18 protein-coding genes and 1 other annotated feature are annotated in these 22,421 nt (G+C 34.8%); of the genes, 2 read left to right on the forward strand and 16 right to left on the reverse strand.

Annotated features, from left to right (window positions below):
- The first annotated feature begins 90 nt into the window (after positions 1 to 90).
- Positions 91 to 1,215 (forward strand): IS4 family transposase, encoded by a 1,125-nt coding sequence (locus tag HHU08_RS16490; RefSeq protein ID WP_100525935.1) that lies wholly within the window; start codon positions 91 to 93, stop codon positions 1,213 to 1,215.
- A gap of 122 nt (positions 1,216 to 1,337) precedes the next feature.
- Here the strand turns inward: HHU08_RS16490 and HHU08_RS16495 are convergent, their stop codons facing one another.
- Positions 1,338 to 2,429 (reverse strand): helix-turn-helix domain-containing protein, encoded by a 1,092-nt coding sequence (locus tag HHU08_RS16495; RefSeq protein WP_169188880.1) that lies wholly within the window; start codon positions 2,427 to 2,429, stop codon positions 1,338 to 1,340.
- A gap of 206 nt (positions 2,430 to 2,635) precedes the next feature.
- Between HHU08_RS16495 and HHU08_RS16500 the strand changes: the two genes are divergently transcribed.
- Positions 2,636 to 3,751 carry an IS4 family transposase gene (locus tag HHU08_RS16500; protein ID WP_100525938.1) on the forward strand — a complete coding sequence of 372 codons (1,116 nt, stop codon included), beginning with the start codon at positions 2,636 to 2,638 and terminating at the stop codon, positions 3,749 to 3,751.
- A 132-nt stretch (positions 3,752 to 3,883) separates the two neighbouring features.
- Here HHU08_RS16500 and HHU08_RS16505 read toward each other — a convergent pair whose 3' ends face one another.
- From HHU08_RS16505 to HHU08_RS16575, 15 genes are all read right to left on the reverse strand, one after another.
- Positions 3,884 to 4,891, reverse strand: coding sequence for a hypothetical protein (locus tag HHU08_RS16505; protein WP_169188881.1), 1,008 nt, complete (start codon positions 4,889 to 4,891; stop codon positions 3,884 to 3,886).
- Positions 4,892 to 5,046: 155 nt separating this feature from the next.
- A complete protein-coding gene (locus HHU08_RS16510) occupies positions 5,047 to 8,154 on the reverse strand; it encodes an alpha-mannosidase (RefSeq protein WP_101730763.1) in 3,108 nt (1,035 codons plus the stop codon).
- A 6-nt stretch (positions 8,155 to 8,160) separates the two neighbouring features.
- Positions 8,161 to 8,991, reverse strand: coding sequence for a carbohydrate ABC transporter permease (locus HHU08_RS16515; RefSeq protein WP_016201651.1), 831 nt, complete (start codon positions 8,989 to 8,991; stop codon positions 8,161 to 8,163).
- A gap of 10 nt (positions 8,992 to 9,001) precedes the next feature.
- Positions 9,002 to 9,910: a carbohydrate ABC transporter permease gene (locus HHU08_RS16520; protein ID WP_169188882.1), complete on the reverse strand. Its 909-nt coding sequence runs from the start codon at positions 9,908 to 9,910 to the stop codon at positions 9,002 to 9,004.
- A gap of 135 nt (positions 9,911 to 10,045) precedes the next feature.
- Positions 10,046 to 11,413, reverse strand: a complete 1,368-nt coding sequence (locus HHU08_RS16525; RefSeq protein WP_101730761.1) for an extracellular solute-binding protein — start codon at positions 11,411 to 11,413, stop codon at positions 10,046 to 10,048.
- Positions 11,414 to 11,736: 323 nt separating this feature from the next.
- Positions 11,737 to 13,026 carry a replication-associated recombination protein A gene (locus tag HHU08_RS16530; protein WP_169188883.1) on the reverse strand — a complete coding sequence of 430 codons (1,290 nt, stop codon included), beginning with the start codon at positions 13,024 to 13,026 and terminating at the stop codon, positions 11,737 to 11,739.
- Between the two features lie 434 nt (positions 13,027 to 13,460).
- Positions 13,461 to 14,414 carry an ABC transporter permease gene (locus HHU08_RS16535; RefSeq protein WP_169188884.1) on the reverse strand — a complete coding sequence of 318 codons (954 nt, stop codon included), beginning with the start codon at positions 14,412 to 14,414 and terminating at the stop codon, positions 13,461 to 13,463.
- Positions 14,411 to 15,328, reverse strand: coding sequence for an ABC transporter ATP-binding protein (locus HHU08_RS16540; RefSeq protein WP_169188885.1), 918 nt, complete (start codon positions 15,326 to 15,328; stop codon positions 14,411 to 14,413). The genes HHU08_RS16535 and HHU08_RS16540 overlap by 4 nt, the downstream gene beginning before the upstream one ends.
- A gap of 21 nt (positions 15,329 to 15,349) precedes the next feature.
- Positions 15,350 to 16,039 carry an ABC transporter ATP-binding protein gene (locus HHU08_RS16545; protein WP_169188886.1) on the reverse strand — a complete coding sequence of 230 codons (690 nt, stop codon included), beginning with the start codon at positions 16,037 to 16,039 and terminating at the stop codon, positions 15,350 to 15,352.
- On the reverse strand, positions 16,040 to 16,417 hold the full coding sequence (locus HHU08_RS16550; RefSeq protein WP_016201659.1) for a GntR family transcriptional regulator: 378 nt from the start codon (positions 16,415 to 16,417) through the stop codon (positions 16,040 to 16,042).
- Positions 16,418 to 16,424: 7 nt separating this feature from the next.
- Complete coding sequence (locus tag HHU08_RS16555) at positions 16,425 to 17,189, reverse strand: hypothetical protein (RefSeq protein WP_205835631.1); 765 nt, start codon at positions 17,187 to 17,189, stop codon at positions 16,425 to 16,427.
- A 172-nt stretch (positions 17,190 to 17,361) separates the two neighbouring features.
- Positions 17,362 to 18,129 (reverse strand): tRNA threonylcarbamoyladenosine dehydratase, encoded by a 768-nt coding sequence (locus tag HHU08_RS16560; protein ID WP_016201661.1) that lies wholly within the window; start codon positions 18,127 to 18,129, stop codon positions 17,362 to 17,364.
- Positions 18,130 to 18,409: 280 nt separating this feature from the next.
- Entirely contained in the window at positions 18,410 to 20,179 is a 1,770-nt protein-coding gene (gene aspS, locus HHU08_RS16565) for an aspartate--tRNA ligase (RefSeq protein WP_101730756.1), read from the reverse strand.
- Positions 20,180 to 20,234: 55 nt separating this feature from the next.
- Entirely contained in the window at positions 20,235 to 21,509 is a 1,275-nt protein-coding gene (gene hisS / locus HHU08_RS16570) for a histidine--tRNA ligase (RefSeq protein ID WP_016201663.1), read from the reverse strand.
- 99 nt (positions 21,510 to 21,608) lie between these two features.
- Positions 21,609 to 21,842 (reverse strand) — a binding site (T-box leader).
- 235 nt (positions 21,843 to 22,077) lie between these two features.
- Entirely contained in the window at positions 22,078 to 22,254 is a 177-nt protein-coding gene (locus HHU08_RS16575) for a hypothetical protein (protein ID WP_016201664.1), read from the reverse strand.
- Between the last annotated feature and the right edge of the window lie 167 nt (positions 22,255 to 22,421).

Genomic DNA, 22,421 nt, shown 5'->3' on the forward strand with positions numbered 1-22,421 from the left:
ATTTTCTGTAATATTAATGATACACAAAAAAATCCTTTATAATGGTTGGACGGTAGTAAACCATCCAAATCCAACATAAAGGACATAAGCATGGATAAGTTTACACGAAAAACATCATTTGAACAATGGTTTTCACCGATTTCCTCCACAAAACTTGAAGAATTGGTTGAAACCCATCAATTAAATTACTATACAAAGAAGCTACACATCGCTTCATTCCTGAAATTACTGCTGTTTGCGCAGCTGAATGAAACCGAAAGTCTGCGTGCTGTCAGTGATACATTGTTTTCAGACGACCTACAAAAAGCAACGAATTTGGAATCGATTAGCTTTTCACAATTAGGACGTCGATTAAATCAAGTACCGACAGAGGTGTTCCAGCAGGTGTTTCTAGATTTAGTCGCGCAAATTCATGAGAAAACGGATTTTGATAAGCGACGTAAAATGACAACACCACTGAAAATCATCGACTCGAGTACGTTGCCACTGAATTTGAACAATCATAAATGGGCTAAGTTCCGCAAAACAAAGTCAGGCATTAAGCTTCATTTACGTCTTGTTTACTTAGAAAAGGGTTGTTCCTATCCAGACAAAGCGGTGTTAACGAATGCGATCGAACATGATCGAGGTCAGCTAGAAGTACTCGTTGACGACAAAGAGTGCATGTACGTCTTTGACCGTGGCTACTTGGATTACGAGCGATTCGACCGCATGACCGACGATGGTTACTTCTTCGTTTCACGCTTGCGGAAAAACGCTGTAACTCATCAAATCGAGGAATTTGATCTTCCAAAAGATTCAACCGTTTTATCAGATGAAATGATTTCCTTGGGCACAGCACAAAGTCGAGCAGGTAATGAATTCAGACAATTGAAAGTGTTGGATTCAAAAGGAAATGAGTTACACCTCATAACGAATCGCTTCGACTTGAGTGCAGATGAAATCGCTGAATTGTATAAATCACGCTGGGCAATCGAGCTGTTTTTCAAGTGGATGAAGCAACATTTAAACATCAAAAAGTTCTACGGACAAAGCGAACAAGCTGTGCATAATCAAGTGTACATCGCGATGATCGTCTACTGTTTACATGTACTGGCTCAGCTGAGTACAAATAGTTCACGGACGTACTTACAAATCAGTCGGTGGCTAAAAGCAGCACCCTGGAAACCAGCACGTATTTGGATTCGAAAAATAGCAGGAAGAGCTGTCCCGTAAAGGTTTAACCGTTTCTGTCGCCCTCGCCAAAGGTTATAGTAAAAAAATGGATGATTACTACCTCTGTTCGCGTGTCTTCGTTTTTCTTCTCAAACGGGAATATCAGAAAACAGAATATTCAGTTAGAATTTATGCGACGTTAGTGATACCATATATTTACCTGATTTCAATAAATCCTTGGATTTTTCTACCTTCAGCTGGTTTACATAATTTTTAAAAGAAGACTTCAAATGATCTTTGATCAACTTGCTTACATAGGATTCACTTAATTGAAAATGATCTGCAACTTCCCCTAAGGAAAGATCGTTTGTGTAATTATCTTGAATATAACTGATAACACTTTCTACAGTTGAAAGTTTAAGAGAATGTTTTTCTCCTAGAAGAAGCATTAACTCATTGAAAATATCGATAAAGGTGCTCTTTAAAATCTCAATATCGGTACTGTTCAAATGAAAAAACAAAGCCTTATTCTCTTTCAAAAAATCGCCAAACGGTAAATTAAATTTATTCAAGATTCTTTTTAATGTGTTGATAAGGGCATTTCTAAAATCATAAATACTAAATATATCCATGCTTTCTTCTCTAAAATTTGTTTCGACAATCTCCTTTATCAGTTTTTCAGCTTGCTTCAAGTCTCTTTTCTGCATAAAATTTATTAAAATACTTTCCGTCTCCACACTATAGAAGTATTCTTTTTCAGACGTTAAAGGAACATTGCTGGTACATAAACATTTTGTATCGATAAAAGAATATTTCTGTTCCATAAGCTGAAAAGATGACTTAAATATTTCTGGTAAATCTATTAACGAAGAAAAAGCTTGCGAGAGGGTAAAAGTTATTTCTATTCCTAATTCTTGCTCTATTCTATGAATCATTCTATTTAACATCTCTAAAATAAGATGCTGATTTTTTTCTGCAAAAAATAAGCAAAAATGTTGATAATCAATCGGAAATGATATGAATTTTTGGTTGGGATCTTTGTCATTAAATAAAGCTAATACTTTTTTTCTTAATGTCAAAATATTGCCTTCACTTAAAGTTGATTCCCACTCTGAAATTCCCTCCATTGATACAATTGCAAGAATTCCACCGTCACGGAATGGATCTAACTGAAGAAGATTCAATCTTTTCTCTATAAACTGCTTATCATAATTTTCATAAATGATATTCTTTAAAAAGTTCTCTTGTAAATCGCTTAATGAGCTTTCTTGCAATTGCACTAAATTTTTATTGATTTTATTTATATCATGAATATTAGAGATAATATAATCTAGTTCATTTCACTAGTGTTGCGTTAATTTAATTTAACTATTAAAAATACTTGAAATGTTCAATTTTATCATTTTATGCAAAGAAAAAGTCCTTTATAATGGATAAGTTAGGTGGTAACCCGTCCAAATCCACTAAAAAGGACTATCGCATGGACAAGATTACACGAAAAACTTCATTTGGACAATGGTTTTCACCAATAAATCTTCAATTATTTGAAGAAAACGTGAAAACGTTGAAATTAGATTTCTATACGAAAAAACTAACGACAGAGTCATTTCTAAAATTATTACTTTTTGCGCAGCTAGAAGAAGTCGAAAGTCTGCATGCGCTGAGCGATTGTCTTTTCGATGATCAACTGCAAAAGGGCATTGATCTTGATTCTATCAGTATTTCCCAACTCTCACGCCGTTTAAATGGCATGAATCCAGACTTATTCCAAAAGCTTTTCCTTGATTTAGTTTCACAAATTCATGCCAAAACGCACAACACGAAACTTGTGATGCCATTAAAAATCATTGATTCAAGCACATTGCCTCTCAATTTGACTAATCATAAATGGGCAAAATTCCGCAAAACAAAAGCGGGTGTTAAATTGCACTTACGCCTTGTGTTTATGGAAAAAGGTATATCCTATCCCGAAAAGGCCATTATGACAACGGCCAAAGAACATGACCGCGGTCAGCTTGAAGTAATGGTTGATGACAAGGAATGTATGTATGTGTTTGACCGTGGTTACTTAGACTACGAACGCTTTGATCGGATGACAGATGACGGCTACTTTTTCCTTTCTAGGCTGCGAAAAAACGCAGTCATACGGGAGGTTTACGATTTTAAACTACCCGAGAATACATCTGTTTTGTCGGATCAAATGGTGTTGATTGGTACGACGCAAAACCGTGCCGAAAATTACTTTCGTCTTCTAAAAGTGATTGATTCAAAAGGAAATGAGCTTCATTTAATCACAAATCGTTTTGATTTAAGTGCTGAAGAAATCTCAAAGATGTATAAATCACGCTGGGCGATTGAGTTATTTTTCAAATGGATTAAACAACATCTCCATATCAAAAAGTTTTACGGCCAAAGCGAATGGGCAATTCAGAATCAAGTGTTTATCGCACTTATTGTTTTTTGCCTGCATGTTCTCGCACAAATCGAGACAAAAAGTAAACGAAAAACCCTACAAATTAGCCGATATTTACGGGCAGCTTTGTGGAAACCAGCACATATTTGGCTTCGAAAGATTGAAGGAAAAACCATTCCTTAATAAACAAATTGTCGTCGTCTCTTAAGTCTAATTGTGAAAAAATTTCCAAATGGATGGATCCACCTTTAGTTGGGTATTTACTTTTTTGGCTCTTAACAGGGGACATATTTAAACTGAATATTCTAACAACATTTATGCAACACTAGTGAGTTCATTTTTTATATACTCTTCTGTATTATTCTTTTTTTCACCGCTTTTTATGTTTTTGATAATTTCTTCAATCGGTGAATACGATTTTCTACTTAAGATTGTAGTTAGAATGAAACCGAGCAGAAGTAATACGAACAAAATTATTGCTATGCTCTTAATGGTATGAATCGGTAACCCTATTCCTTTATGTACATTCGTTATATATAAATAATTAATTGTTGGTATCGCATTGGAACCCTTTTGATAGCCATCATAATCATTTAATGAACGAGAAACAATTTGATTTTCATGCGTATTTTCCACTGGTAAAAAACTAGATAGTATGTTTTCCCCTCTATTTGCGGTAGAGGCTAAGGTAGACTCATTGACAATCCCAAAAATACCATTCTCATCTGGTAAATTCGTCATTAACAAGTCCTTTTTCTCCCATACAATAAAAAAGTAAAGGTTTTGCTTTTCCTGATGATAATAGATTTTATGAACAATGATTAATTTGTCATTTGCATCATAGCATTGTAAATCATTGTTTCCTTCCGAACCCATAAATCCTTTTAATTTCTCCAAATTCTTATCCATATGAATAAATTTCATGTAGTCTTTAAACAAAAAATAACCATCAGAGCTCGTTACATCTGTCCCAAAATCTTTTAAAACAGCAAGATTAAACCCTAATTGATCATTCGAAAAATGATTGCCTGTTAACTCATTAAACAATTTACTATATGTATTGTAATCAAACTGATTCTTTTCTAAGAACTCCACAATAACATCTTGTTGGGATAGCAGCTTGACCACATTTAACGAAACATCTAAACGATAGTCAATTATATTACTTTCCCTTTCAAGAAACATTTCATTTAATTTATCCAATTCTAGCCTATTCTGGGAATACTCTTGGGAAATTGTAACAAATAGAATGATAGAAGTATAAATAATGATAACAACGGAGAATGACAGAAAAATTTTCTTAAAGATAGTTTTCCGAAACATTATATCCCCCTCTTTTTGTTATTATTCAACTTATATTTGTGCGATTATAATGAAAAACAATATGTTAGAAGAGGTCGCTAAACTCACGGTTAAAGACGATTAATAGGTGGAGAAACTGTTTCCACCTATTAATCTCTTGTAATTAATTATTACCCTTATATAATACGGATCGTTTTAATCTCATAAGGATTTAACTCAAATGTGATATTCCCCTGTATATCTACAGGAAGGGTCATGTCCTTTTCCAGTAAATTCGTTTCATTCCATTCTTTACAATCAAATAATGGCTCGAGACTTAAAACTCTGTTACTACCTAGATGATCATGTACTCGTAAAATTAGACCCTTACCATTTTCCGCTAATTTAATAGCATCTATGAATACGCTTTCTTCTGCATGTAATTTAAATAGCCCCTTAATCAATTTATTGCCTTTCACTACGGATAATGGCTGGTTTATAGCCCAAGCTTCCTCAACTGTTCTTCCCTCTATGAAATCTCCTTTATGTGGTAGAAGACTATACGTAAATTCATGCTGACCAATATCAGCTGTTGGGTCTGGATAAATTCCACCTTTTAATAAGGTAATTCTCATCGTTTGATCCTTAATATCATGACCGTACTTACAGTCATTTAATAAGCTAACTCCATAGTCCCTTTGAGAAAAATCCACCCACTGGTGTGCCACTGTTTCAAATTTTGCCATATCCCAACTCGTATTCCAATGTGTTGGTCGCTTAACATTACCGTATTGAATATCATAAGTTGCTTCTGTATTGCGAATGTCCACATCAAATCCTGCTTTAAGCAATTGTTCCCTTTCTTTCCAATCAGCCTGAGTAATAAAATCTATTCGACGTGAATTTTTATAAACCTGCATGATTTGAATAATTCTCGAAGTACCAAACGAATAAACAAATTCAACCGAGGCATATAATTTATTTCGTTCTTTGATCGTAATTGATTCTGCGGTTAACTCAATACATTTTTCTTGGTAAAAAATATCGATATCCCATGCATTAAAGTTCATTGGTTTATCTTCAAATAATTGAAGTCTATTACCAAGACCATTTTCTTTTAATACTTCCCGCTGATATTTTTTGTCATAGATGCTAATTAGCTGTCCCTTTTCATTCCAACTTATCACGTATTTATCTGTCTCAATGCCACTTTCTATTTCTTTAACAAAATCGGTTTCTATGCTATCCTCTTTAGTTGGTACAAACTGAATGATACAATTCCCTAAAGCAGGAATGTTAGGAGTCTGAACAATATATCCTTCCTCACAAGGAACAGCTTGTAATTCTTCTCCAGAATCCGTTACGAATTTTCCGCTTTCATTTAGATCAATCGTCACCAATTCTCTTCTTTCCCAGCCTGCTGAGTTATATACGTTCCATTGATTTATAACGACATCATTCAATCGTGTTAAAAGTTGGGCTGATCTTTCCATCGCTCCTCCTATCTCCACCTTATGGTCTTGATAGACTTCTTTTATCGATGAACCAGGAATAATATCATGAAATTGATTACGTAATAACACTTCCCATAAATCATATATTTCTTCCTTCGGATAAGGGTCTCCTTCCGTATTTTGAACTGTTGCATACAAAATTTCCAGCTCTCTTAATGCAAGTTCTAATCTGCGGTTCATTTTTTTTACAAACGCTTGAGAAGTATAGGTTCCTCGATGATATTCTAAATACAATTCACCATCCCATTTATGCACATAACTTTCTGCTGCATTTACGGTTTCATGAAGCTGCTTGAAAAATTCATCAGCACGCCCTGTTTTGACGTGAGGAAGACCAGGTATTTTATCCATTCGACGGCGATTTTCTAACATATCTCTCGTGACTCCTCCACCGCCATCGCCATACCCGTATGATATCAGTAATTGTTTATTCAAATCTTTATTCCGGTAAGCTTTATAACTGCCTAACACTGTTTCTGGTTCTAACTGTCCATTATACGTATAGAACCAGCGGGACGCCCATTCATTATCAACTAAGTTTCTTCCTGGTTCAGGTGTAGTAATAAAATGCGTTAACACCTCAGATCCGTCTATTCCACGCCACACAAATGTATCATGCGGCATTCGATTATATTGATTCCAACTTATTTTAGTGGTCATAAATGTCTCTATTCCACTCTTTTTTAAAATCTGTGGCAATGCCCACGAATAACCGAATACGTCTGGCAGCCATAGATACTGGACATCTTTATTGAACTCCTTTTTTATAAATTGCGTTCCATGGAGAATTTGCCGAGTTAATGATTCCCCAGATGGTATATTACAATCAGCTTCAAGCCACATAGCTCCATCTACTTCCCATCGTCCTTCCGCTATTCTATTTTTAATTTGTTCATAGATTAGAGGATAATCCTCTTTAATAAATTTATAGAGTTGGGGTTGTGTTTGTAAAAATATATAGTCTGGGTATTGCTTCATTAACTGTAAAACAGTTGAAAAACTACGGGCTACTTTTTCTCTTGTATGTTTTAATCTCCATAACCAAGCAACATCAATATGTGTATGACCTATAGTGGTAATTGCTACTAAATCACGTTTGTCTAAAGAATCAATTCCTTTTTGTAGCATGTCATTTGCTAATTTTACACTTTTATAAAAAGACGGACTTCCTGGATAAGACCAATCAATATATTTCATTGCCTTTTCTAATAAAGGCAAAAGTTCGTATCGATCAGGGTTATCCTCCTTTAATTGTTTAATCGTTTTTAAGACACAATCAGCTGTAAAATATAAATCATCACATTCTTCATTTAAAACAGCAGAATCCGCTGCTTTAAATTTATGTGATTGAATGTGTTCAGGTCCTCCGCCTTCTAACCCGGACCATAATTTTAATGAGAGAGTAATTTCCTTTCCGTACAATTCCGAATCAATAAAGACTTCTTTATGATTGGAATCAACACCTTGATATGGATGACCATCAATAAAAAGTAATGACTCAAACCCAGAATTATAACCTCCACCTGTTCGTCCAAAATCCAATAATAAGATTACTTTCCCATCTGATCTCGGTACTTTAAAGGTTGTTTGAATCCATAAATAATAGTCTCTTCCTTCCCAAATATCCCCTATAGAAAAGTCTTTCCAATCAGCAGAGAGGTAAGGAGGATATTTCTCTTCTCCATCAATGCTCTCTTTTGCTTTCCAACCGTTGAGACTACTTTTTTCCATGTAACGATAAGTATTTAATTCTTTAATCCTCGCTTCTAATTTTTCAATTGTATAAAACATAGCACCCTATCCTTTCGTAGCTCCACCTAAACTGAAGCCTTTTGACATAAAATTTTGTGATATTGTATACAAAATGACAACAGGTAATGTATACATTACCGAAAACGCTGCTAATCTACCGTAATTAACCATTCCGAAATTTCCGAAAAATTGAAATATCGTCACAGATGCTGGCATTTTTTCAGGACTTTGAATCAGGATATATGGAACAAAGTAATTTCCCCAGCTGCCTGTAAAAGTAAAAATAGCAACTGTAAATATACCAGGAAGCATTAATGGAGCAACGATTTTTTTTATTCCTTGGAAGATTGATGCACCATCAACCCATGCTGATTCTTCTAAATCTAAAGGAATAGAATCCATAAAATTTTTCATCATCCAAATACCATATGGCAAAGAGGATGCTGTTAAAAAAAGTGTCATCGCAATTAAAGAATCTTGAAATTTCAAATAAAGAAATAATTGAAATACAGGTACGATGACTGCTGTCATTGGTAATGAAGTCATAAACAAGATTGTCATCATAAAACTATTTTTATATTTTAACGTATACCTAGATAGTGGATACGCAGCCAAAATACATAAAATCACTACTAACAATGCTTGCGAAGTTGAGATTCCGATACCAATAAAAAACGAACGCAAAATCGCTGTTTCTGACAATATGGACTTAAAGTTATCTAACGTTATCTTTTCTGGCATCTTTAGTGCCTGAATTGCCCCTGGATCTACTGATGCGAAAATCATCCATAGCAGTGGCAATAAAAACAGGATTGCTAGAATAGAGAGAATTAAATAATGAATAAATTTTTCGACTTTATATCCTTTTTGGACCAACTTACATCACCTACACTTTCACTTTCAAGGTTTTCATATATATTAAGCTGGCAATTGCTCCTAATACTAACAACACAAAGGAAATGGCAGTTCCATATCCTAACTGATAACTAACAAATGCCTGTTTATACATAAATACAGGTAGAGTCGCTGTACTTACACCTGGACCACCGCCAGTCATTGTATAAATTAAAGCAAATACCCCAAGAGTTTGCAGAGTAACTAGCATCATATTCGTTGCGATCGTTCCTTTTACCATCGGGATAGTGATATAGCGAATAACCTGAAAGCGGCGGGCACCATCCATAATAGCTGCCTCTTCCACATCTTTAGGAACATCGTCTAAAGCAGCCTGAAACACCATCATGGAAAAAGCCGTTCCTCTCCACATATTTGCTATGACTACACTAATCATAGGGAAGGTAAACAACCAGGCAATTGGCTTAATATCAAAAAGACTCAATAGCCAATTAGCCGTCCCGCTTTCCCCAAGAAATGCCACCCAACAGAATGCTACAACAACTTCTGGAGTTACCCAAGCAGCAATAATGATTAAACCAACAATTCTTCTAAATGTTTTATTTTTCTCTTTCATTAAAAAGGCGATCAAAAAGCCAAAAAAACATTGTCCTAATACTGCAGAAAAAAACACGAAAACAATTGTGTTCCATACACTAGCACGGAAATCTGGATCTTGAAACATTCGGGTAAAGTTTTCAAAACCTACAAATCTTAGCTGACTAGCTTCTGCTCCGGTCAAGGCTAAATTCGTAAAAGAAAAAAGCAAGGTCAAAATCATAGGTCCAATAAAAAAAATCAATAATAAAAGCCAAGTTGGAGCTAGAAAGATAGCTGCCTTAAAGTGATCCGATTTGCCTTTCTTTTTAGGCTTCTTTAATAATGCGGCTTCCAATTTCATCCCACCTTTTTTAAAAAAGTTTATCACTATGACAAAAAGGTTTAGACCTTACAAGGAATAATACATAATCTGGCTGATAATTCCTTGTAGGGTCTCATCATTTAGATTTATCTAACCTTTTGTACAGCTTAAAACTTATTTAACTACATTCTCTTCTCCAACAATCCTAGTTACGTTACTTGCATAATCCTTTGCAGCTTGTTTTGGAGTTTTACTTCCAGTCGCTACCGCTTCTACCATTGTTTGAATTTCTACTGAAACATTCGGATATTTATCATTAGCAGGACGAAAATGTGCATTCTTCAAATATTCGGTTGCTTCTGAAATAAATGCTTGTTCCTTATATTCTGGAATCTCAGCCGAATCATCTCGTACTGTTAAGTTACCTTCTGAAACAGCGCGTGCTGCTTGCTGTTCTTTGCCACCTAAAGCTTGGATAACCTTCCAAGATGCTTCAGGATTTTTTGCTTTTGCTGGAATAGCCCATGTCCATCCCCCAGACATCGTAGTATTACCAGGCTCTTGTCCATTTTGGGTAGGCATTGCAGCAAAACCAAATCGTTCTGTTACATTATCTAATGGTACTGCCCCATTTTCCGAATAATTGCCTGTATTCCAGAATCCATCTAGGATAATTCCCGCTTCATCATTAGGGAACTTCTCTTGAAATAGAACGGAACTGTAGTTACTATTAATTGCAATGGAAAGAGGAGGCCCTAATTTTTTCTGATTGTATACGTTGTCAATAAATTTTAAGGAATCTTCAATTCCTTTTGTATTTACATGCCATTTTTTTGTTTCAGCATCAAATAAAACATCTTCTGTGCCGTAGAGTAACATCTCGAAAGTTTGCATCGATACAGATTCTCCATTTGCTTTTGCCACTCCCATGGAAAGAGGAATCACATCTGAGGAAGAATCTTTTATTTTTTCAGCAGCTTCTATAATTTCATCCCAATTTTTAGGCTGCCAATCATCTGGTAAGCCAGCTTTTTTAAAAACATTTTTGTTATACCACAGTCCACGGGAATCAGACGTCCCTGGAATGGCATACAATTTCCCATCTTCTCCAAGCGAACCTGACTTTAAATTTTCCGTATAATATTCCCATTGATCCCAATCACTCACATAATCATCAAGAGGCAATAAATATCCTGCATTAGCATCAGAATTTAACATAAAGGAGTCTTCTGCTACAACATCAGGTGCTGTACTTTCTGATTGCATCGATAAGGCTACTTTTGAGAAATAGTCTCCTTCACTAGCGGTGATCGGAGATAAAACAATTTTTATGTCTGGATTTTCTTTTTCAAATTCAGGAATAAAGGTGTTAGTTAAATATTTTTTCAAATTATCATGTTCGCCTACATCTCTCCATGTTATTTTAACCTGTGTTTTTCCTTCACTATTCCCCTCATCAGTATTACTTTCACTAGAGCATCCAATCAATAAAAAAGGAATGCATAAGAGAATCAAAAATACTTTTTTAAACGATTTCCCCATCTTTTCAACCCCTCCATTTTTATTCAATCATTAGTGGATATAATCAGCCACTAAAATGTAAGCACTTTCAATTTAAGCTCTAATTACCTCTATTTCAATCTATAAAATAAAAGAAAGTCAATATTTTTCATATATAGTTAAAAAAATGAAGATTTTAACAAAATATATTGATTTGCTAGAATGACATTTTATCTACCATCTAAGAAAATGAAGATTATTCCGCATAGATTTTTTCACCTAATAATTCGCCTAAAAAAGAAGCCTACATAAATGACTACCTTTTGTTCATAAGTGTCATTTACGCAGACTCCAATTATTCAAATCTATTCTTTATTATCTTTTTTAAACCCTCTAAGTTTGTCATATATAGATCCCAGCTTCTTCTCCTCCCCTGCTTCTGTTGGGTGGTAATACTGCGTTCCTTTTAACTTCTCTGGTAAATAATCTTGATCGACCCATCCTCCGAATGTTCCAATTGGATGGTCATGCGGATAAATATAGCCAACATGTCCAAGCTTTTTGCTACCTTCATAATGCCCGTCTCTTAAATGCATCGGGATATCACCTACTCTGCCACTACGAACATCTGCTATCGCTGCATCTAACGCTTTATAAGCAGCATTCGATTTTGAGGATAAGCACATTTCCACAACCGCTACAGATAAGGGAATACGTGCTTCTGGCAGACCTAGTCTCTCACTAGCTGTTACTGCTGCTAAAACATTATTTCCAACAGATGTTTTAGCGAGTCCAATGTCTTCATAAGCAATAACTAGTAGTCTTCTGTTCACAGCTACCAAATCTCCACTTTCCAACAAATGAGCAAGGTAATAAAGGGCTGCATCTACATCACTTCCCCTAATACTTTTTTGTAGACTTGATAAAAGATTATAAAAATGCGAACCTTTTTTATCCCCAAAAACACCAACCTTTTCAATCATTTGTTCAATCGTTTCATCTTTAATGATAAAAGTTCCTTCTTCTTTATCTGATGAATATACAATTGATTCTAATAGCGTTAGCGATTTCCTTGCATCGCCATTTGTTCCCATTGCGATTCTTTCCACCTGATTATCACTAATTTGAATGGAGAGATTTCCAAGCCCTTTTTCCTCTTTTAATGCTCGATGCAGTAATTCATTAATATCATCATCTGTTAATCTCTTTAATTGCTTAATTTGACCACATCTGCTTCTAATCGCAGGGTTTACGTCGTGATAGGGATTCTCTGTAGTAGCACCTATTAAAACAATATCTCCTCTTTCTACATGTGGGAGTAGATAATCCTGTTGTGCTTTATTAAAGCGATGAATTTCATCCAAAAAGAGAATAACCTTTCCTGTCATTCTTGCTTCATCTACAACTGCCTCCACATCCTTTTTACCAGATGTGGTTGCATTTAATGCAATAAAAGGAAGCTTTGTCGTTCCAGCAATCGCAAATGCAATCGAGGTTTTGCCAATACCAGGCTCACCATACAATAGCATGGATGGAACATGACCATTTTTAATCATTTTATATAAACTTGTTTTTTTCCCAATAATTTCTTTTTGCCCAACTACTTCATCTAGGTTTGTCGGTCGCATTCGAAAAGCAAGTGGTTCTCCGTTCATTTATACACCTTCTTTAAAACATCTTACCTTTATTATAACGTAAAAGAAGAAAGTAAGAAAAAAGTTGATTTGTCTAATAAAATGAAACTTCCATTAGTGGGGGTTTTCCTTTCTCCCCCACTGATGGTTAGTTGCACTATATGACCTTTAGGGGATACTTTCAACAGCTTGAGCTGGGGCTGTTATGAGTGGGATAAAATAGCAAAGCTCTTTACCTATCTACTATTCCTTGGGAAATACTTTTGCTTATTAATTTCTTTCTATTTTCATAAGATTATTTAAAATGATCCTTTGTTTTCTCATTCTACTTTATTAAATAGTGAAATGGAGTTATTAAAAGGGGGTCTTTCTAATATAACTATTACATTCTGTATTTAATAATTCTTTATAAAAAAAGAATAAAGCGAATAATATCACTTCATTCTTTTTTACTATTATGCCGCCACATCCCTCTTCTTAAATACCCAAAAGGCTAACCCGATGAACACGATAAAATAAACTAGTAGCATTATAATAGAGAAAAACAAGGTCATGCCACTAACAAGAGGTGTTCCATCAAAATACTGTGTTAAATCAGTGTTAGCAAATAATAGATACTTTGCCCAGTCGAACCAATTAGCTAATAAAAACGTTACTGTATTTCCCATAAACATTAAGAAAATGGATATACCAATTGCTAATGAACTGTTCCGGAAGACGGACGATATCATAAACGCCATCGTAGTGAGCATAATTAAACTAATCGAATTTAACCCATAAAAACCGATTAAGTGAATGAAGATACTTTGTTCTTTCACTACACCATCGGAATAATATAAATATGGATAGGCTTCTTCTGGTAGACCAAAAAGGATAGCACCTAGTGCAAAGGAGAATGCGAATAAGACAAAAAGAGCTATAAAACCGAAAAATAGCACGGTTAAATACTTGGACAATAATATCTTCGTTCTGCTCAATGGTCGGATAAGCAGAAGTTTCACCGTTCCCCAATTAAACTCATTCGCAACAATTCCAGCTGCTATAATAATAGTAAATAAGCCTACGATACTTATTAACTGGATATTATCAGAAACAAAATCCCATGCCGAATATTCTATGTTTGTACTTAAATCATGCGTAATACGGTACTCATTTAGTGCTATTTCTTTTGTATAATAATTTCTTGTTTCTGAAGGAAGATGTTCATCCTTTAGCATTTCTTTATAGCGTTTATTTTCCAATTCAAGTCCATGTTGCCAGTTCTCATTATCTGGAACAGAAAATCCACTTGATTGATATTTATTAAAAGCACCTAATAGCAGTACAGCAATTAACAAAATCACTATCATTACTAATGTAGCTGGACGTTTCCATATTTTCATCCATTCATTTCTTATTAGCTGAATCATTTCTGTCCCTCCCCTTGATTAGTCAATTCTAAAAATCTATCTTCTAATGTCTTCGATACTTCCTTTATTCCGAAAATGCGAAAATCTTGTAACACAAGTGTTTTAATTATTTCTGGTATTTTATCTCTTGTCACAGTAAGCGAAATTCCTAATTCACTTGATGTCATTTGCACATCAGGATATACATTTTTCAAATAATTGATCGCTGTATCAACAGGATTCAATTCTATTTCAAATACTTGTTCCACTGCAACAAAATCTTTTACTAATTGTACATCGACAAGTTTCCCCTCTTGAATGATACCGATACGATCACACATCATTTCCATCTCTGATAATAAGTGACTAGAAACAATAACTGCCATATTTCTTTCTCTTGCTAACATTCTTAAATGATCTCTTATTTCTCGGATTCCAGCAGGATCTAACCCATTAGTTGGCTCATCTAAAATCAGAACCTTCGGATCATGCAAAAGACTTTGTGCAAGACCTAATCGCTGTCTCATACCGAGTGAATACGTACGAACCTTATCATGAATGCGTTCTGTTAGTCCAACTAATTCAACCGTCTCCATTATTTTTTCTTTTGATATCCCCTTCATCATTCGTGCATAATGCAAGAGATTCTCATAGCCACTTAAAAATTTATACATTTCAGGGTTTTCTACAATTGCTCCGATGTGCTGGATCGCTTTCTCAAATTGATCACGAACACTCTCGTTGCAAATAAAAATATCGCCGTCACTCATACTGATTAATCCAACAATCATTCGAATGGTCGTCGTTTTACCAGCTCCATTCGGACCAAGAAAACCGAATACCTCCCCTTCTTCTACCTGGAAGCTTAAGGAATCAATAATTTTTCTCCCCTTGATTACTTTAGAAACATTTTTTAAGTCTACAATTGAAGTCAATATTTCTCTACCAACCTTTCACTAGTTTATATTTTCCTTCATCCACTCAATAATTGATTGCCCTTTGTCTTCTCTCAAATCTTCTACAGAAAGATTGGCGATTAAATCCCCATTATTTAATACAATAATATTGTCTAAAATAGATTCAACCTCTGCTATTTCATGTGTAGCAACCACAACTGTTTGCTTTCCAAAATCTATATATGTTAATAAGCTTTTAACGATGGATTCACGAACCAATGGATCGAGTCCAGAAAAAGGTTCATCCAGTAAAAGAATAGGCACTGTTCTAGCTAAACAGAGGACAAGCTTAAGTCTCCCTCTATTCCCCTTTGAAAGATGCTTTATTTTTTTATCTCCATCTAGGTGTATAAATTCTAGTAATTCTTTTGCTTTATCAAGCTGAAAATCGTTAAATTGTAATGCACTGAATTGAACCATATCATGGACAGTAAAGGATTCATAAAAACGATCTAACTCTGTTAAATACGAAACTTCCTCAGCAATTCTACGATTAGCCTTTTTCTTGTTGACTAACACCTCTCCATTAGTCGGTTGAACAAGCCCAGCAATCATCTTTAATATAGTTGATTTGCCGCTCCCGTTTGTTCCAAGAAGACCATAAATCTTCCCTTCTTCTAGGCTTAAATTTATATTATTCACAGCGTAGTCTTTGCCATATTTTTTGGTTACATGTTGAAATTGTATCATTTACTTATCACCCTTCTTCTCGTGAAGATAGCTTGTTAATAACTGAACCATTTCTTCTTTTTTGATTCCTAGCTCTTTCATATTGCAAACAAACTGATCTAGTAAATCATGTTGTAACTTTGTTCTTAGCTTATCTAAAACTTCCCCTGATTCAGTAATAAATGTACCTTGACCTCTTCTCGTTTCCACAATTTTCATCCTTTCCAATTCACTGTACGTTCGTTGAATCGTATTAGGATTTACGCCTAAAGCAATAGCCATTTCTCGAACAGATGGTAGTTTATCTCCTGGCATTCGTTCATAACGAGCAATTTGCTGTGTGATTTTTTCGACGATTTGCATATAAATTGGTCTTGATGCTTGAAATTCATCTGCCATTGTAAAGCTACACCTCCACTTTCTTTTCCAGTAACCAAGAAGCTGCTAGAAAAACGGCAATGAATGTTATGAAATATCCTAGTAATGTAAAAATTGATATATCTGTTCTTTCTATTGAAGCCTGAAATAAATGCTGATTTCCTTCAAAAGTGAATGTATGGTCTACTGAAATCACACTTTTCCTTTTAAGCGCATCAATAATGGGAATTCGATTAAACCAATAGACTGCCACATTCCAGCCATTCCAAATAAGGATTAAAAGCAGCCAACGTATTTTGTTCATCCATGCGATTCTTTTCATACTGTGATAGAGAGCCCAATAGAAAAAAATCCAGCTACTAAAGTATATGGACATTCCTAAAATAACCAAACACATAAAAAATAAATCCGACTGATTGAAAGCTAACTGAAAGTCTCCTGCATTTACAATGCTGATCACTGCAACAATAAATATTAGACTTAAAGATCCTAAAGAATAGAGAAAGCCAGCAATCCATTTGGATAAAAGAAGTTTTATACTGCTATTTGGATTATGAAGCCATAATTGTGTTTTCCCCTCTATATTCAACGAAGTCAATAAAAAGGCAGGAAGAAAAAAAAGGTGGGCAAAACATAAAGAAATAGCTAAAATCGCTACCAAAACAAATGATTGATAATAACCTGCAAAACCAATTGCCGTGACCATCCCTAATCCCATAATAAGAAGAATTGTATATAGAAAAGGGAGACCAAGCTTTAAATCTTTCTTCAATAGTCCATTAAAGGAATGCAAACAAATCACCTCATTGTATTAGTGTACTATCAACATAGTACACTAATGCAAAAACATTCGTCAATAGGACATTGGAGTGGTATTTCTAAACACAAATAAAAAAGGATCAACTCATCAATTATGAGTTCACCCTTTTTTACGACGTAAAGACTGTAATTATAAAATAAATAACTTATTTTTCATCTTTTACACGTGTTATTTTTATCTCTTTTAATAACTCTTTTACAACATGACTAGCCATAATTAATCCAGCTACAGAAGGTACAAATGCATTAGAAGAGGGCGGCATTTTTGCTTTACGGATTGGTGCATTATCTTTTCCTACTACTTTACGAACATCCTCACGAATGATAATGGGACTTTCATCAGAGAATACGACATTAATTCCTTTTCTAATCCCTTCTTTACGTAGTCTTGTACGAATAACTTTCGCAATCGGATCTGTGTGTGTTTTACTGATATCTGCAATTTGGAAACGGGTTGGATCCATTTTATTTGCAGCACCCATGCTTGAAATAATCGGTATATTCCTTTTTAGGCACTCTTTCATTAAATGTATTTTATACGCAATTGTATCAGAAGCATCTATCACAAAATCTAAGCCATAGTCAAAAATTTCTTCATATGTTTCTTCTGTATAGAACATTTTCAAGGCAATTACTTCACACTCAGGATTAATGTCTGCAATACGCTCTTTCATTATGTCTACTTTAGGACGGCCAACAGTGGATAACAATGCAATGACCTGCCTGTTCACATTTGTAATATCCACATCGTCTTTATCAATTAAAATTAATCTTCCTATGCCAGAGCGGGCCAAGGCTTCTGCTGAAAAAGAACCAACGCCCCCAATACCTAAAACAGCTACAGTGCTGTTTTTCATCGTGTCTAATCCTTCTTTACCAATGGCTAACTCATTTCTCGAAAATTGGTGTAACATCTGTTTTCAACTCCATTTAATTTTTCCTATAAGCTAATTATGTTTACATATTCCCTTACTGGGAACTTTCATTCTGGGAGAATAAAAATAATTACTTATGAAATATATCATAATTTTTTATCAGCTACCACTCTTCCTTTTCTTGCTTCCAAATAAGCATCAAATTTTGTTTACCATAATAGTTCATTTTACAAGGAAGTCATTGTCAACACTAAATATCTCATGAATAAAAAAAGCAGAAGAAAACATATTCTAGAATGTTTTCTTCTGCTCTTCATCATTATTTATCTAGTTTTAGTGATAAATGTAGATCTGTTAATTGGTTTTCACTTACTTCACTTGGAGCATTTGTCATGAGACAGCTTGCACTTGCCGTTTTAGGGAATGCAATTGTATCACGAAGGTTAGTACGGCCAGATAACAACATAATTAAGCGGTCTAATCCAATCGCGATCCCGCCATGTGGTGGTGTACCATATTCAAAAGCTTCTAATAAAAAGCCAAATTGAGCATGCGCTTCTTCCTTCGTAAAGCCTAGTAAGCTAAACATTTTCTCTTGGATGTCTTTTTCAAAAATACGCAGAGATCCTCCACCTAGCTCGTATCCATTTAATACAATATCATAGGCTTGTGCTTTCACTGCTTTAGGATTGCTATCAAGCAGTTCAAGATCTGCTCTTTGTGGCATCGTAAATGGATGATGAGCTGCGTAAAAACGACCTTCAGCTTCGTCATATTCAAATAATGGCCAATCAGTCACCCAAAGGAAATTAAATTTGCTTTGATCGATTAAATCTAGCTCTTTTGCTAATTTTAAACGTAGAGCTCCTAATGCATCTGCAACAACGTTCTTTTTATCGGCAACAAATAATAGAAGGTCTCCAGTTTCAATTGCTAAAGCTTGCTCTAAACCTTTTTGCTCTGTTTCTGAAATAAACTTGGAAATAGGTCCTTTTAAGCCATCTTCTTCTGCTTTTAACCAAGCAAGACCTTTTGCACCATACACTTTTACAAACTCTGTCAATGCATCAATATCTTTACGAGAATATTTTCCGCTTGCATTCTTTACATTAATTGCTTTTACTTGACCATTTGTTTCGACCGCTGAAGCAAATACCTTAAAGCTTGAATCTTTAACTATTTCAGAAAGGTCTACTAATTCCATTTCAAAACGAGTATCTGGTTTATCAGAACCGTATCTGCTCATCGCTTCATCATATGGCATTCTTGCAAAAGGTAAAGAAATATTTATTCCTTTTACTTCTTTCATGATTTTTGCCATCATTGTTTCCATCATAGCCATAATGTCTTCTTGACTCATAAAGCTTGTTTCGATATCAAGTTGCGTAAATTCTGGTTGTCGATCTGCACGTAAGTCTTCGTCACGGAAACAACGAGCAATTTGATAGTATCTTTCTACTCCACCAACCATTAACAATTGCTTAAAGATTTGCGGAGATTGTGGAAGAGCATAAAATTCACCTGGATGAACACGACTAGGAACTAAATAATCTCTTGCTCCTTCAGGCGTACTTTTCGTTAAAATTGGTGTTTCTATATCTAAGAATCCTTCACTATCAAGAAAGTCTCTCATAACTTTGGTTACTTGATGACGCATCTTTAATGTTTCAAACATAACAGGTCTTCTAACATCTAAATAACGATATTTTAAACGGACATCTTCTGCTACATCTGTTTGATCAGAAATAATAAATGGAGGAGTTTTTGCTTCATTTATTATCGAAATTTCATCCGCTATTATTTCAATTTTTCCTGTTTTAATGTTTTCATTAACTGTTCCTTCTTGACGTGCCACTACTTTTCCTTTTATATCAAGAACAAATTCGTTTCGCACTTTATCAGCAATTTCTATTGCTTCTTTATTTATCTCAGGATTAAACACTACCTGTACAATACCAGTACGGTCACGCAAATCGATGAAAATAAGTCCACCTAAGTCACGTCTTTTTTGAACCCACCCTTTTAAAACAATACTTTCTCCAATCGATTTTTCTGTTACTTCACCACAAAAATATGTTCTTCCAAACATGAAGTATCCTCCCTAATTATCTTGTATTAATAATTCTATAAAACGATTCCTTGTATTAAAAAGCTCCAAAATCTTTCAGTACACTTACAAGATTCGTTAATTCAATCTCTTTTTGTTGCCCGGTTTCTAAATGCTTTACATTAATTTTGTTATTTTGAAGCTCATCTTCTCCTATAACAACTACATATTTAGCACCAAGACGGTCAGCAGCTTTAAATTGTGCTTTTACTTTGCGATCAAGATAATCTCTTTCAGCAGAGAAACCAGCTTGTCTAAGCTCATATAATAAGCCTACCGTGTAATCCTTCGCTTCTTCCCCTAATGAAACTAAATAACAATCCACTTTTTTTTCAATAGGTAATTCGATTTTTTCCGCTTCAAGTGCAGCAAGTAATCTTTCTAGACTCATGGCAAAACCGATTCCCGGTGCTTCTGGTCCACCTAATTCTTCTGTTAAGCCATTGTATCTGCCTCCACCACATAAGGTAGTAATTGCCCCAAATCCTTCTGCCTCACTCATTATTTCAAAAGCTGTGTGATTGTAATAATCCAATCCTCTAACTAGGTTGGAGTCTACAACAAAAGGAATGTTTAACGCTGTTAAATATTTCTGCACTTTTTCAAAGTATGTTTTTGATTCTTCATTTAAATAATCTAAGATCGATGGAGCAGATTTCATTAATGGGTGGTCATGATCTTTTTTGCAATCTAAGATTCTCATTGGGTTTTTCTCTAATCTTGTTTGACAGTCATGACAAAATTCACCGATGCTTGGTTTAAAATGTGCAATTAATGCTTCACGATGAGCTTGTCTGCTTTCTTTATCTCCTAAGCTATTTACAACCACTTTCAACTTAGATAGTCCCATTGTTTGATAAACAGAATAAGCAAGTGCGATTACTTCTGCATCAATAGCTGGATCTTTACTCCCTATTGCTTCCACACCAAATTGAACAAATTGACGAAAACGACCAGCCTGTGGTCTTTCATAACGGAACATTTGTCCTAAATAAAAGAGCTTAATTGGCTGAGCAGCATAACCATGCATTTTGTTCTCTACGAATGAACGAACAACCGCTGCTGTTCCTTCTGGTCTTAATGTTAGGCTTCTTTTTCCTCGATCTTCAAAAGTATACATTTCCTTTGTCACGATATCCGTCGTATCTCCGACACTTCGTAGAAATAACTCTGTATGTTCAAATATAGGTGTGCGGATTTCACTATATTGATATCGTTCACAAAGTTCCTTCATTTTCTGTTCAACATATTGCCACTTTTCTACTGTTCCAGGCAATATATCTTGGGTTCCTCTTGGAATATTAATTTGCATTTTTATGTATCCTCCCTAATATTAGAAAGCACCGGCTATTCGTGCTTTTTCCGTAATAGTTTGTACAAAAAAAATCTCGTCCCTTGCATCCATCTGAATACAAGGGACGAGATTCTTCCCGTGGTACCACCCTAATTGAAGATTATCATAAATCTTCCACTTTGCAGTTAACGCCTGCTCACGTTTCTACCTACTAATGAAGCAATATTTTCAGAAGAAAGCCTCCCAGAGTGTTCTTTCTCTAAGTCATCATGTAGAAATGCTTGCAGCCTTATGGACATTTCCTCTCTGTTCATGTGTCTCTTAGATACTTTTCTCGATCAATAGCTTTACTTGATTATTTATTATTATCTAATTAATAATAAATAGGAACGATTATATTGTCAATAGGATATAAAGTGAAACTTCCATCAAGGGGATTTTTCTTCATTCAACAATGATAGTTAGTTGAACTATTCGGACCTTTTAGACAGTTAATCTCCAACCTATTTTCTTCGAATTCTCTTAAGCTTACGTCCAGAGTCTTACTTTCCGTTGAGAGTGGGCCAAAAATGATTTCCCTGTTCTTTTATGATTTCCCTAATTGTTTTTTTAGTTTTTTTACTTCTCCTAATGATAAACCAAATTCAGAAGCAAGTTCCACAGCATTGGAATTTCCTTCTCTTTGAATAAAATCGTGAAAATCTACGCCTAGTAATTTGGAATCAATTTCACCAGCTGATAAACTTTTTTCACCAAATCTCATGCAATTCACCCTTTTTTCTGTTATTTTTTTATAGTATTACCATGAGTGGCTAAAAAATATCATCCAAAAAATAGTTTCTTGTCTAAATTTGATTAGAAAAAAAGAGAATATCATAAAGGAATCTACCTTCCTAATGAAGAATTCTCTTTTATAGGCCCAAAAATACA

The organism is Niallia alba (assembly GCF_012933555.1).
Classification (GTDB): Bacteria; Bacillota; Bacilli; order Bacillales; family Cytobacillaceae; genus Niallia; species Niallia alba.

Coding starts and splice junctions, on each gene's coding strand:
- HHU08_RS16545 (WP_169188886.1), bottom strand. CDS start 16,039: ATGATACAATTTCAACATGTAACCAAAAAATATGGCAAAGACTACGCT.
- HHU08_RS16530 (WP_169188883.1), bottom strand. CDS start 13,026: ATGAACGGAGAACCACTTGCTTTTCGAATGCGACCGACAAACCTAGAT.
- HHU08_RS16575 (WP_016201664.1), bottom strand. CDS start 22,254: ATGAGATTTGGTGAAAAAAGTTTATCAGCTGGTGAAATTGATTCCAAA.
- hisS (WP_016201663.1), bottom strand. CDS start 21,509: ATGCAAATTAATATTCCAAGAGGAACCCAAGATATATTGCCTGGAACA.
- HHU08_RS16500 (WP_100525938.1), top strand. CDS start 2,636: ATGGACAAGATTACACGAAAAACTTCATTTGGACAATGGTTTTCACCA.
- HHU08_RS16490 (WP_100525935.1), top strand. CDS start 91: ATGGATAAGTTTACACGAAAAACATCATTTGAACAATGGTTTTCACCG.
- HHU08_RS16525 (WP_101730761.1), bottom strand. CDS start 11,413: ATGGGGAAATCGTTTAAAAAAGTATTTTTGATTCTCTTATGCATTCCT.
- HHU08_RS16505 (WP_169188881.1), bottom strand. CDS start 4,891: ATGTTTCGGAAAACTATCTTTAAGAAAATTTTTCTGTCATTCTCCGTT.
- HHU08_RS16510 (WP_101730763.1), bottom strand. CDS start 8,154: ATGTTTTATACAATTGAAAAATTAGAAGCGAGGATTAAAGAATTAAAT.
- aspS (WP_101730756.1), bottom strand. CDS start 20,179: ATGTTTGGAAGAACATATTTTTGTGGTGAAGTAACAGAAAAATCGATT.
- HHU08_RS16520 (WP_169188882.1), bottom strand. CDS start 9,910: ATGAAATTGGAAGCCGCATTATTAAAGAAGCCTAAAAAGAAAGGCAAA.
- HHU08_RS16550 (WP_016201659.1), bottom strand. CDS start 16,417: ATGGCAGATGAATTTCAAGCATCAAGACCAATTTATATGCAAATCGTC.
- HHU08_RS16560 (WP_016201661.1), bottom strand. CDS start 18,129: ATGTTACACCAATTTTCGAGAAATGAGTTAGCCATTGGTAAAGAAGGA.
- HHU08_RS16535 (WP_169188884.1), bottom strand. CDS start 14,414: ATGATTCAGCTAATAAGAAATGAATGGATGAAAATATGGAAACGTCCA.